Here is a 12,460-nt window from a genome sequence, read left to right on the forward strand (position 1 = left end):
ACGGGTAGAGGGTTGGCAGTGCTCCGATTATAGCCAGTGGCAGCGGGCGGGGTTAACCCCGGTTGGTGGATTGATAAAGCCGGGGCAACAGATATTCACCGACCATCAGGGCGCAGCCGCTCCGGTAGAACAGGGATCTTCGGGCCAGCCGGGGTGCGCTCGCATCCCGGGATTTGCACAGCCCCGTTTCCAGGGGGCCGCGTTGCCATTCGGAGCTGCTGAACAGATAGGCGCCCAGGGGTTTATTGCCAAGATTGCGCAGCCGCCGGCCCTGGCCACGCAGGCAGCTCTGAGGAATAACCGTGCGGGCCAGCACCCAGGGCTGGCCGTCGCCGCACAGGCGAACCTCCCGGATCCAGGCAAGCTGCCTGGCGGGCAGGCCCAGCCGGCGCGCTTCTTCCGGAGCGGGGGCGGCAAACCCTTCCCGTACGACGTCAACCTGGAAGTGTTCGCGGCATATATGCTGCAGCGCCCGGGTAAACGAGCCCTCCACTGTCAGCCAGTACCGGGCGGCACCATGGGCCTCGGGGCAGTGCAAACCGGCCGCGGACAGCGACTGGTACCAGAGTGTCGGAGGGATGCCGGGGCCTGTCAGCCGATCACAGTCCTTTAACGGCATAGATTCCCGGGGCGTTGCGCCAATAACCTTTGTAGTCCATGCCATAGCCGAACAGAAAGCGGTCTTCGACCGAGAGGCCGGTAAAGTCTGCTTTCAGATCCCGGCGGGCCTTGCGATCGTGGTCCTTGTCGACCAGTACCGCCGTCAGGACTTCACTGGCACCGTGGGCCAGACAGTAATCCGCGATTGCACAGAGCGTCGTACCTTCGTCCAGAATGTCGTCGACAATCAGTACGGTGCGGCCTTTAATGTCGGATTCCGGCTGCAGTTTCCACTCCAGAATGCCGCCGGTGGTTTCCTGGCGATAGCGCGTGGCGTGGAGATACTCTGCCTGGATCGGGAATTTCAGCCTTGGCAGCAACTGACCGGTCAGAATCAGGCCGCCGTTCATGACGCAGAACAACAGCGGGTTGCGGTCTTTAAGGCGATCGGTGATGGCGCTGGCCATAATGTCAATGGCGGCATTCACCTGTTCTTCCGAGACCAGGCAGTCTGCTTCTGCCATGACCTGGTTCATTTCAGCGACGGTATCGGTCATAACGATCGGGTCCTGTCCAAAACCGCGGATTATACCGAAGTGCGGCGGTCGAAGGGAGAGGCGAGGCGGCAATGCGATGTCTGTAATTATGGCTATTGGCAGAAAACCCCGTGGCCCGATGTCGGAGCTGGCATTGGTAAGGGCTCGTGTCGCGGTTATCATGTCAGTCAATCAACGGGACAATCGCCTGGAACCCGGTCGCATTTTGTGATCATTGGTCTTGATTGCAGTATTGTCCGACAATAATATCTTGGCAAGTTTAACAGTGGGAGCGTTCGATGAAGAAGTGGCAGTGTGTGGTGTGTGGTCTGATTTACGACGAGGCTGAGGGCTGGCCCGAGGATGGTATTGAACCCGGAACCCAGTGGGAAGATGTCCCGGAGGATTGGGTGTGCCCGGATTGCGGTGTGGGTAAAGAAGATTTCGAAATGATTGAAATCGGCTAAGGGCGGAGCGCAACCATGACCGAGCAGACACCGATTGTGATCGTTGGCACCGGCTTGTCAGGCTACTCGCTGGTGCGGGAGTTTCGCAAACTGGACAAAGAAACACCGGTCATCATGGTGACTGCGGACGACGGCGTCAGCTACTCCAAGCCCATGTTGTCGACCGGTTTTACCAAAGACAAGGATGCAGAGGGTCTGGCGCAGGCCGACCCTGAAGCCATGGCTGAGCAGCTGGGTGTTGAAATCCGCCCCTGGTCCACGGTAACCGGCATTGATGCTGATGCCCGTGAACTCAGGCTGGGTGACCAGCGCCTGCCATACCGCAAGCTGGTTTTGGCCTGGGGGGCGGATGTTATTCGCCTGAGTTTGGCCGGTGATGGCCTGGATCGGGTGTTTTCGATCAACGATTTGATGGATTACCGTGCTTTTCGCAAGGCGCTCTCGGGCGGCAAGCGGGTTGCCGTCATGGGCGCGGGCCTGATTGGGTGTGAATTTGCCAACGATCTTCGCAATGGCGGCTACGAGGTTGACGTGATTGCGCCCGATACGGCCCTGATGCCCAGTTTGTTGCCCAGGGCAGCCGCGGATGCGGTGCAGTCAGAGCTGGAAGCGTTGGGTGTGAATTTCCATCTCGGGACGGTGGTTGAGCGGGTGGAGCACCGGGGCGATGGCGTCGAGGTGTTCCTGGCCAATGGAGACCGGCTGCCGGCAGATCTGGTGGTGTCGGCGGTGGGGCTGCGACCGCGCACGGAGCTGGCCGCCGGTGCGGGCCTTGATACTGGCCTCGGAATCCGGGTGAATCGGGCGCTGGAGACTTCTGCGCCGGATGTTTATGCCCTTGGCGACTGTGCCGAGGTGGATGGCAGGGTGCTGTTGTATGTGCTTCCCTTGATGGCGTGCGCCCGGGCGCTGGCAAAAACCCTTGCGGGCGAGCGCATGGAAGTGTCCTATGGTGCCATGCCGGTAATGGTCAAAACACCGTGCTGCCCCACCGCCGTTTGTCCGCCCGCTGCGGATGCCGAAGGGGAGTGGCTGGTTGAACAGGAGGGCTCGGATGTGAAAGCAACGTTCCGTCATCCTTCGGGTGACACCCTCGGGTTTGCTGTGACCGGCCGGTTTGCGGTGGAAAAGCAGACGTTGGCGCGCGAGGTTCCGCCCATTCACAACGATTGACCCGTTGTTGGCTGCCGGCCGGAGCGTCCCGGTTGGCAGCGCTCCTTTCGCGCTCTGGCGCTTTTATCCGTTGCGAAATTATCCTGCCTGGGGTAGAAAACCCGTTCGTGAGCTAACAAAAAGACAGGAGATGGCATGCTGGATGTGACCCGGAAGCTGGTGGAGTTGCTGGATCTTTCCCCTATCGGAGATGATCATTTTCAAGGGGATAGCGAAGACCTGGGGTTTCCGCACGTGTTCGGTGGCCAGGTTCTGGGCCAGGCCCTGATGGCAGCAAGCCGAACGGTTGAAGACCGCCTGTGCCATTCGCTGCACGCGTACTTCTTGCGCCCTGGCAACCACAGTATGCCGATCGATTATGAGGTCCAGCGCGTGCGTGATGGTGGCACTTTTTCTGTGCGCCGTGTTATTGCCCGTCAGGACGGCAAGGAAATTCTCACCGGCTCCATGTCGTTCCAGGTTGCCGAAGACGGCCTGGATCATCAGTTCGAGCTGCCAGAGGCACCAGACCCCGATACCCTCGCATCCGAGCAGGACCTGGGCCGGCTGATTGCCGACAAGGTGCCAGAAAAGATGCGGGATATGTTGACCCGTGATCGTCCGATCGAGATCCGCCCGGTGGACCCGATGGACCCGTTCAATCCACAAAAATGCCCTCCCCACCGCCAGAACTGGTTCCGGGCGCAAGGGCCCTTGCCTGACGACCCGGTGTTGCATCGGTGCCTGCTGACGTATGCTTCGGATTTTTCTTTTCTGGGGACGTCTCTCAACCCCCACGGCCGAACCTTCATGAGCAAGAATATGCAGGTTGCCAGCCTGGATCACGCCATCTGGTTTCATCGGGATTTCCGGATGGACGAGTGGCTGCTCTACGACAAGGACAGCCCGAGCGCTTCCGGGGGCAGGGGGTTTAATCGGGGTAACTTCTTTACCCGGGAAGGCGTTCTGGTGGCGTCTACCACTCAGGAAGCACTGATTCGGGAGCGAAAAGGCTGACGCTGATAGGCGTCCAGCCACTCGATCAGCTCGTCGTAGGGCAGGGGTCTGGTCAGGAAGTAGCCCTGCACCAGGTCACACCCCATGTCCTCGAGGAGTGCCAGGGTTTGTTCATCCTCTACCCCCTCCGCCACCACGGTGTAACCCAGGCTGTGGCACATATCAATGGTGGTGCGCACGATCACCCGGTCCTGCTCCCGTTCCGGCAGATCGGTGATCAGCGAGCGGTCAATCTTGATTTCGCTGGCGGGCAATTGCTTGATGTACGACAGCGAAGAATAGCCGGAACCGAAGTCGTCGATCGACAGCGGGATACCTGCCTCATCCAGGGCATTCAGCGCCTTCAGGGAATTGGTCGGGTCCTGCATCATTGAGGTTTCGGTCACTTCGAACGTGATGGCCCCGGCGTGCTCCTGGTAGCCTTGCATCAGGCGGTGTACGAAGACCGCAAAATCCGGTTCCCGCAGATTGTTGGGTGAGATGTTCACGGCAATACCGGCGGTCAGGCCGGTGTCCAGCAGTCGGCTGCGCATTTCCAGTGCCTCTTTCAGCACCCAGCGCGTGAGGGGTTTGATCAGCCCCGTTTGTTCGGCGATGGCGATAATTTCGTCGGGCCAGACGGGCTGGTCCCGGCCCGGCCAGCGAATCAGCGCCTCAAATCCGACGATGGTGTGGGTGCGCAGGCACAGTTTGGGTTGGAGATACAGCGTCAGCGCGTTGTTATCGATGGCCTGGCGCAGATCGGAGACCAGTGTTAGCCGCTCGGCGCTGTAGGAATCCCGTGAGGATTTGTAGTAGGCAATGCCGCGCTCCCTGGCCCGCTCAGACCCCTCGGCAATGACCGCGCGACGAATCAGTGTGTTGGCATCGTGACCGTGGGTGGGATAGAAAGCCACACCCAGTTGCGGGTTCAGGGGAACCTGCATACCCAGGAAATCTACCGGGTAATGGATTTCTTCGATACTGCGCAGGACGATCCTGGGAACCGCCAGAGCGTGGTCGGCATCTACTACAAAAGCGAAGGTCTGCGGATCAAGGCTGGCCAGAAAGAATGTCCGGGTATCCGTTTGTTCCAGCGGGATGGCCCCGGGAACATCTTTAATCACGGCATTGTAGTGGTTGGAGGCCAACTCAAGCACGCGGTCGGTATTGCGGTGGCCCAGGGTTTTGGTCACCGGATACAGATTGTTGAGGTGAATGATCACCACGCCGAAACGTTTACCGCGCTGGTTCCGGGTCAGTTCGTTCAGGCGCATTTCATAGCTGCTGCGGTTGGGCAGGCCGGTCAGGGGGTGGTGCAAGGCCTGCTCCATCAGCTGGAGTTCTGCCGTCCGCCGAGCTTCCAGCGCGTTCAGTTCGGCCTCCTGGGCAAAGACCTTGTCCTGACGCTCATGATAGATGCGGATGGCAAGCGCCAGACTGAGCAGAATAGCCTGTAGCGCCGAACCGAGTTGCATACCATAGACAGAGAAAAAACTGGTGGGGATCAGACCATATTTGTTGGCGGCGGTAATCGCGCTGCCCAGAGTGACAGCCCCCCAGGCCAGCGTGTAGTAAACGGCCTGGGGGTTGCCCCTGGCCCACTGCAACGGTCCGGAAATGGTCAGCAGCAGACAGCTCGGCATGGCAAGGGCAACGGTCACGCGGATCCCGGTGCCGTAATCGATGATCAGCGTCGACAGCGCCACTGCGCCGTTCAGGGCCATCATGGTCAGCATCAGGCGATCAAGGCGGGGACTGGCCTCGTGCAGTCGCAGGAATGACCGGGCGAACATGATGGTAAACAGCATGGCCAGGGGGATCGACAAGACCATGGCATTGCTCTGTACACCAGGCATGGTCGGCCACAGAAACTGATAGGTAATGCCATTGAGGGTGCCAATCAGAAGCAGGTAACCGAGGGTAGAGAGCACGTAGTAAAGGTAAACGGATTCCCGCAGAGCCAGGAAAACAAACAGGTTGAAGCAGATCGCGGTGATCAGGATGCCGTAATACAGCGCGTGGATCTGGCTTTCTACCGAGGTTTCCTCGAAAAAATTGCGATTGTTCCACAGCCTGAGCGGAACCTGTACCGCACCGTCGGTAGCGATCCGCAACAGCACGCGATAGTCGTGGCCGGGGTCAAGCTGGAACGGGAACAGGAAATGCGGATGTTCCACCGGGCGCTCGGCGAACGGCTGGCGGTCGCCGGTGTGGTAGCTCAGCTGGATCTGGCCATCTCTGAGCAGGTAAAAATCTATCTGGTCCAGATGCGGGTAGGTGATCTCCAGCAGGTTCGTGCTTTGGGGGTGGCTGATCGGAAACTGCAGCCAGATCTGGTCGCGGGTATAACCGAAATTCGGGGTTTGCTCATTCAGGGCCCGCCAGTTGTCGTCGCCCAGGGCCTGTAGGGGGCTACGCTGGTCGTCCGACGCGACTCTCAGGTAGTCCATGTCGGGAATATAGCCATCGGTAGCGGCTACGGCAGGCAGCGATAGCGCCAGAGACGTCAGCAGGGCTGCCAGGAGTCGGAGCAAATGCATCAAGGTTGAAGCTTACCGTTTTTGTCGTTATGGCCCGAGTATGGCGTGTCGCCCCGGAGTGCTCAAGCCATAGCCGACAGACTTTTGGTAATTTGTGTAAATATTGGTCAAATTCCGTTAATCCACTCCAGTGCCCAGGGCACGGCCTCCGCCTCGGGTTCCATGGTCTCCAGAGCATCAATCCGCAGGGTGTCACCCACCTTGCGGGCGCCGGTTTCATAGAGTGTCTCTTCCAACAGGTCGCCGGCACCGCAAAAGGTATCACCGTAGGAACTGTCGCCAAGCACAACGATGCCGAACGGTCGGCCAGGCTGTTGTGGGAGCTGCTCGCGAAGATCGGCATAGAACGGCAGCAGGTTATCCGGAACTTCGCCCTGGCCAGTGGTGGAGGTGCACACCAGCAGGGCATCGTCATTACCGGTGATGTCATCCAGGGTGGGATGTTCCAGAACGGTAACGGTATGATCCCGGGACTCAAGTTCCTGTTTGATCCGGCGCGCGGTCAACAGGGCGCCCCCGTAAACGCTGCCGGTCAGAATGCGGACTGCTGCCATAACGACTGCCTGTGTTGATGGTGTAAAACATTAGAGTGGCGATAGTAATGGCGTGGCCGGCCGGGCTCAAGCCGGCGTCTGTGGGTTGGGCCCGGCGTCCTGGCTCCTTACCCGGGGGGAAATTCGATTCCGGCCGCTCTCCTTGGCGTTGTACAGCTGAACATCTGCTTGCTTGAGCAATTCGTTGATCGATCCGGATTTGGAAATCGAGCATACCCCGGCACTGATGGTGACCGGCAGGCTCTGTTTCCGGTGGTGAAAACGGGTGGCCGCTACTTCGGCGCGCAGGCGCTCAGCCAGGGTGAGCGCCTGCAGCAAGGTGGTGTCGGGCAGTAGCAGCAAAAACTCTTCGCCGCCCCAGCGGGCGGCCACATCCGACTGGCGGACCATTTGCCGAACCAGATCGGCGAACTGGCGCAAGACCTCGTCGCCGGCATCATGGCCGAAGTCATCGTTAATGCGTTTGAACAGGTCCAGATCGATCAGCACGACGGAAAAATGATGGCCGGAGCGCTCGAAACGCGAGAATTCGGTGTTTAGCCGGCTCTGCATCTCCCGCCGGTTTGCCAGCCCGGTCAGTTCGTCCGTGCGGGCGGCGTGTTCGTGGGCCTGGGCCAGTGCCACCAGTTTGTTGCGGGCACTCAACCGACCAGCTTCCAGCACGAAACAGAAGATGGACTCGAACGTAAGGGTGGCAAAGAAACGGATCTTGAAGTCGGTGCTGTATTCGGCACTGACGCCGGGCATTTCGGGAAACTGAAAAACCAGGACGGCCAGCAGGTAGCAGAACAGCAGGATGGCGGTGCCACCCTTGAGGCTGGTCAGGTAGAACAGCAGCGGTGGGAACACATAGAACCAGAGTGGGCCAGTGTTGCCCTCGCCGCCGGAGGCAATCAGGTAGGTAAACAGCAGGCCGACAATGACCAGCAGGCCTCTCTTCTGAACCGTTCGATCCCGGCGCCAGGCATACCAGCCTATATTGGCGAGAATTGGAACAACAAATGCCCAGAGCACCCATGCGTGCATATAGTGCTCGGCATACCAGGCCTTGGCCCCGATACCGGCCAGGAACAGGATCGCCATGGCTGAAAGGCCATTGAGCAGCCGGGAGATCTGAAGCTCTTCATGCTCGCTGGACTGGATTTGGCTGGTATTTGGCATTAACTGTTGTTCTTTTTGACATATTTTCCACGATTATGCGTCAAATCCTCATAAGAGTGCAGTGCTAACTGCAAACTTTGTGATCGCTTCCGGGTCGCGGGATTTGTTTCAATTTGATGGCAAAAAATTTATAGTTCGCCTCGGCAAGTTGCCCAAACCCCTTCTGTCCACAAGACAAGAGAACCGATTGCTATGGCCCGTTCCAGCAGCTTTCTGGATAACCTTTTAACCAGCCCCTCCACGGAACGGTACAGGGTCGGCCTGAGTGTGCTTTTTCTACTCTGTGTCTGGCTTGTGGTTGGCTCCTTCAGTCAGGGATTGCCTAACAGTATGTTGTTGATGGCCGCCGCCGTTATCGGTGGTTACATGGCGATCAATATCGGCGCAAACGATGTCGCGAACAATGTCGGCCCCGCGGTGGGCTCCGGCGCTTTGTCCCTGGGCGGAGCGGTACTGCTGGCGGCCATTTTCGAGGCGGCCGGGGCATTGATCGCCGGTGGCGAGGTGGTCTCGACCATCAAAGGCGGCATTATTGATCCGACCACCCTGGAAGATCCCCGTGCCTTCGTCTGGCTAATGACAGCAGCGCTGCTGGCAGGAGCCTTGTGGCTGAATCTGGCGACCTGGATGGGAGCGCCGGTGTCCACCACACACTCTATCGTTGGTGGTGTTCTTGGCGCCGGTATTGCCGCTGGCGGCTGGGGCATTGCTGACTGGGCGGTGATGGGTAAAATCGCCGCCAGCTGGGTGATTTCGCCGGTGCTTGGTGGTGCGCTGGCGGCCCTGTTCCTGCTCGCCATCAAGAAAACCGTGCTTTATCGGCAGAACCTGGTGTCTTCGGCCCGCACTTTCGTGCCCTGGCTGGTGGCGATCATGGCGTGGGCGTTTGCCACCTACCTGATGATCAAAGGCGTCAAAAAAATCGTCAAGGTGGATATGGTCGAGGCGTCGGTGATTGGCCTGGTGGTTGCGGGCCTGGTCTTTTTTGCCATGCGAACCCTGGTTGGGCGCAAGGCCTCCACCATGGAAAACAGCGCCAAGGGTGTTAATACCCTGTTTACCTGGCCGTTGATTTTTGCCGCTGCGCTGCTGAGCTTCGCCCACGGTGCCAACGACGTGGCCAACGCGATTGGTCCGCTGGCGGCCATTAACGATGCCATTCAGGCCGGTGGCGGTGTTGTCACTTCAGCGAGCATTCCCATCTGGGTGATGATGGTCGGAGCCCTGGGGCTGGCGGTCGGGCTGATGTTGTTCGGGCCGCGTCTGATCAAAACCGTGGGCTCGGAGATTACCGAGCTGGACAAGACCCGGGCCTTCTGCATTGCGCTGTCAGCCGCCCTGACCGTGATTCTGGCCTCGCAGCTTGGTTTGCCGGTCAGTTCCACCCACATCGCCATTGGCGGTGTCTTCGGGGTCGGTTTTCTGCGGGAATACCTGAAATCCAATTACGCTACCCAATTGCATAAGATCATCGAGCAACACGAACCGTCCGACCAGGAGCGGCTCAAGCCGTTCCTCGACGACTTCCGTAATGCGTCGGTAGAGGAAATGGAAAGGCTGCTTAAGCAGGCGAAGAAGAAAAAGCAGCAGGTGCCGTTGTCCAAGTCCGAGCGTAAGCGGCTGAAGAAAATCTATCGCGAGGAGATGGTCAAGCGTTCCCATCTGGTGAAAATCGCCGCCGCCTGGATTATTACGGTACCGGCTTCGGCTGTGATGGCGTCCTTCCTGTTCTTCACGCTCCGTGGCCTGATGGTCTGAATGGGCCGCCGGGCTGGCCGCGGCCCGGCGCTTTGTCCATACTGTAGCAACGCATCGGGCAGGCCTGGCCTGCCGACATCCATTCTGGGAGTACAAAATGAGTTCATCTGTAGAAAGCCGTCAGGCGCGGATGATTGACGAGCTTCGGGTCTTCATCAAGAAAGTGATGAGCGATCCGACCATTGCCGTCAAATCCATGGAAATCGCCCGCAAATACAAGGGTGAGGCCAACGCCGATGAGCTGATCGCCCGCGAGATCAGCGCCAACACCACCATCCGCATTCCGGAAAGCTGGAGTGAGGCCGACAAGATGTTCCTGGAGATCCTGCACGACGTGCTGGATGATGAAGAGGCGCTTTACTGATTGAATTTTTGAGCCGCGAACTCTGAGCAAGGCGATGGGAGCTTCTCCCCACCGCTTTGCGTCCCCGCCGCTGACTCAGGCCTGCCTGGCCTCTTTCCGGGTTTGCGTCAAAACCGCCTCGGCCATCTGGTGCAGGATGGTCATTTCATCGGCAATGCCTTCTTCCTGAGACAGCTCACGCTGCTCGCTGAGGATGTCTTCAAGGATGTCCGGCGTAGTCAGCGGATTGGCCAGGACCACCCGGAACACAATGCAGGGGAAGTGATAATACCGGGCTGGTTCAAGGCGTGTCCGGGAAACGAATGCCTTGCCGCGTTCGCGCTGAGTCTTCTGAATGAACTTGGTGATGCGGTTCAGGCAGGCGTTCATTTTTTCTGCCTGCAGTTCATCGGCTACGGCCAGTGCCTCCCGCACCTCTTCCGGGCAGTACCGGTAAGTAAGAATGTTCAGTTCCGGGCGGGTAATCAGTTCGAAATCCGGCTGTTCATCGATCATCCCGGCAAACGTGGCTGCTTTTTCGATGCCCTGGTCAATCAGTATTTCATAGCCCTCGCGGGCCAGGATTTTCAGGCCGGAGTGGATCAGCATGGACATACCCGGGCGGGAGCCCTCGAGGGTAGTGCTGCCCAGATCCCGGGAGCCTTTGCGGATGATGTACTGGGCGTGGTGTTCCACCGCGCTGGCCAGACTGGGGTCTCTGAAGACCACCAGGCCGGCGCCCATCGGCACGTATAGCTGCTTGTGGGCATCAAAGGTAACGGAGTCGGCTTTTTCGATGCCGCGCAGCAGGTGTCGATAGGTTCTGGAAAACAGGGTAGGCCCACCCCAGGCAGCGTCTACGTGAAAGTGGGCGCCGAACTCCCGGGCAATATCGGCCATGGCATCCAGTGGATCGACGTTTCCGGTTTCGGTGGTGCCGGCCACACCACAGATCGCCATGATCTTGATTTTCTGCTTCTGCAGTTCCAGGCACTTGTCGCGCAGGGCGTCGGTCTGAATGCGGTTGAATTCATCAGTTTCCACCGGCACCAGGGCATCGCGGCCCAGGCCCAGGACATCGGCGGCCTTGCGCAGGGAGTAATGACCGCGTTTGGAGACAACAATGGCCGCACCCTCATGGCCGTAGTATTTCAGGGCACGGAACAGGCCTTCCTCGTGCAGGCCCCGGAAGCTGCCTTCGGCCGGGAAAGCGCGGTTGCGAGCCACCCAAAGTGCGGTGAGGTTGGCGACGGTGCCGCCCGAGCACATGGCACCGAGTGCGTGCCGGGGGTCGTGCATCCATTTGCGGTAGTATGCGCCATCTTCCTGATAAACCAGGCGATGTATCTGGCCCAACACCTGCCGTTCCATGGGCGTGAAGGCCTTGGAGGTTTCGGTTTTGACCAGATTCTGGTTCAGGGCAATCATGATTTTCGACAACGGCAGCATGAAATACGGCAGCGCCGAGGTCATGTGGCCGATGAAGGCCGGTGAGGCCGTGTGCACCGAGTTAGCCACCAGTTTGTCCAGCAGGAACTGGGTCTGTTCGGAGACAAACACCGGTTTCTCCGGGATCACGGAATCGGAGAAGTCTTTTTCAACGTCGGACAGGTCCCGCTCAACGGCGACAATGTGTTCCTGCAGAAAGCCGGCCAGATTCCGGGAGATATCCTGGTCGATCCGGCTCAGGGTCGACTCCGGCGCTTCGGGCACCGTGAACACGCGATACATTGCCTCCAATGAGGCCTGGGCGGATTTTTTCTTTCCGGTCATAGCACCACACACATTCAGTGGTATCCGAGGGGTTGGTTCCGGAAACTCCTCGAACGGAGCCGGGCGTGGCCCGGTTTAAAGTGTCTGCCATCCGCTGGGCGGGGCATTGGTTCCCTGAGGCTGCGTAGTATAAGGCCTGTCAGGACATGACGCCATGCCTGCCGGGTGCCCGGTTTTTCAGAGAATTTCCCGGTGTACGTCGAGAATGGCGGCGTCGATTCGGTCCTGGATGTCTTTTTCGACCAGATCGAGGCGCTGGGTAATCTGTTGGGCGCTGGCACCGAGCGCGGCGACGGTCCAGGTGGCGCAGTCGAGGGCTTCGTGGTCGGCGGTTTCGGCGACGGCCAGGTCGGGTTCTTTGCCCCAGACGGCTTTCATCGCGGTGAAGGCTTTACGTTTGGCTTTGAGGTCTTCGCAGCCGTAGAGCTGGAAGTGCAGGGTGAGCACGCCTACGTGAGGGGTAATATCCTGGTGCTGTTGTGGGGTTTTGCCTTCTTTCAGCAGTTTTCTGAGAGCTTCTGACATGGTCTGATACCGCGTGTTGGTGCAGGAACCGGCGGGGGACGGCTTTCCAAAA

12 protein-coding genes are annotated in these 12,460 nt (G+C 59.1%); 5 read left to right on the top strand and 7 right to left on the bottom strand.

The annotated features are described in order from the left end of the window. Window positions 1-52 precede the first annotated feature (52 nt). Both ACP2AU_RS08045 and ACP2AU_RS08050 read right to left on the bottom strand, forming a co-directional pair. The gene (locus ACP2AU_RS08045; protein WP_426375595.1) at window positions 53-619 is read right to left on the bottom strand and encodes a chorismate--pyruvate lyase family protein; all 567 of its coding nucleotides are present in this window, start codon (window positions 617-619) and stop codon (window positions 53-55) included. Continuing rightward, the gene (locus ACP2AU_RS08050; protein WP_426375596.1) at window positions 600-1,157 is read right to left on the bottom strand and encodes a hypoxanthine-guanine phosphoribosyltransferase; all 558 of its coding nucleotides are present in this window, start codon (window positions 1,155-1,157) and stop codon (window positions 600-602) included. Before ACP2AU_RS08050 ends, ACP2AU_RS08045 begins: the two co-directional genes overlap by 20 nt. 278 nt (window positions 1,158-1,435) lie before the next feature. On the opposite strand from ACP2AU_RS08050, the gene ACP2AU_RS08055 reads away from it, so the two are divergent. The 3 genes from ACP2AU_RS08055 to tesB all read left to right on the top strand — a co-directional run bounded on the left by ACP2AU_RS08055 (window position 1,436) and on the right by tesB (window position 3,772). After that, window positions 1,436-1,603: a rubredoxin gene (locus tag ACP2AU_RS08055; protein WP_426375597.1), complete on the top strand. Its 168-nt coding sequence runs from the start codon at window positions 1,436-1,438 to the stop codon at window positions 1,601-1,603. A 15-nt stretch (window positions 1,604-1,618) separates the two neighbouring features. Continuing rightward, the gene (locus ACP2AU_RS08060) at window positions 1,619-2,776 is read left to right on the top strand and encodes an NAD(P)/FAD-dependent oxidoreductase (protein ID WP_426375598.1); all 1,158 of its coding nucleotides are present in this window, start codon (window positions 1,619-1,621) and stop codon (window positions 2,774-2,776) included. Window positions 2,777-2,911: 135 nt separating this feature from the next. Next, a complete protein-coding gene (gene tesB / locus ACP2AU_RS08065; protein WP_426375599.1) occupies window positions 2,912-3,772 on the top strand; it encodes an acyl-CoA thioesterase II in 861 nt (286 codons plus the stop codon). Here tesB and ACP2AU_RS08070 read toward each other — a convergent pair. The 3 genes from ACP2AU_RS08070 to ACP2AU_RS08080 form a co-directional block, all read right to left on the bottom strand. Next, the gene (locus ACP2AU_RS08070) at window positions 3,739-6,294 is read right to left on the bottom strand and encodes an EAL domain-containing protein (protein ID WP_426375612.1); all 2,556 of its coding nucleotides are present in this window, start codon (window positions 6,292-6,294) and stop codon (window positions 3,739-3,741) included. The two genes, tesB and ACP2AU_RS08070, sit on opposite strands and share 34 nt — an antisense overlap. Before the next feature lie 107 nt (window positions 6,295-6,401). Next, entirely contained in the window at window positions 6,402-6,848 is a 447-nt protein-coding gene (locus ACP2AU_RS08075; protein ID WP_426375600.1) for a flavodoxin, read from the bottom strand. 66 nt (window positions 6,849-6,914) lie between these two features. Continuing rightward, window positions 6,915-8,009 (bottom strand): GGDEF domain-containing protein, encoded by a 1,095-nt coding sequence (locus ACP2AU_RS08080; protein WP_426375601.1) that lies wholly within the window; start codon window positions 8,007-8,009, stop codon window positions 6,915-6,917. A 192-nt stretch (window positions 8,010-8,201) separates the two neighbouring features. On the opposite strand from ACP2AU_RS08080, the gene ACP2AU_RS08085 reads away from it, so the two are divergent. Both ACP2AU_RS08085 and ACP2AU_RS08090 read left to right on the top strand, forming a co-directional pair. Then, window positions 8,202-9,767, top strand: coding sequence for an inorganic phosphate transporter (locus ACP2AU_RS08085; RefSeq protein WP_426375602.1), 1,566 nt, complete (start codon window positions 8,202-8,204; stop codon window positions 9,765-9,767). A gap of 97 nt (window positions 9,768-9,864) precedes the next feature. Further along, window positions 9,865-10,131, top strand: a complete 267-nt coding sequence (locus tag ACP2AU_RS08090; RefSeq protein WP_426375603.1) for a hypothetical protein — start codon at window positions 9,865-9,867, stop codon at window positions 10,129-10,131. Window positions 10,132-10,206: 75 nt separating this feature from the next. Here ACP2AU_RS08090 and panP read toward each other — a convergent pair whose 3' ends face one another. Next, the gene (gene panP, locus ACP2AU_RS08095; protein WP_426375604.1) at window positions 10,207-11,883 is read right to left on the bottom strand and encodes a pyridoxal-dependent aspartate 1-decarboxylase PanP; all 1,677 of its coding nucleotides are present in this window, start codon (window positions 11,881-11,883) and stop codon (window positions 10,207-10,209) included. Between the two features lie 177 nt (window positions 11,884-12,060). Further along, window positions 12,061-12,408, bottom strand: coding sequence for a DUF503 domain-containing protein (locus tag ACP2AU_RS08100; protein ID WP_426375613.1), 348 nt, complete (start codon window positions 12,406-12,408; stop codon window positions 12,061-12,063). Between the last annotated feature and the right edge of the window lie 52 nt (window positions 12,409-12,460).

The sequence above is a fragment of the Marinobacter sp. VGCF2001 genome (assembly GCF_049943275.1).
Lineage (GTDB): Bacteria > Pseudomonadota > Gammaproteobacteria > Pseudomonadales > Oleiphilaceae > Marinobacter.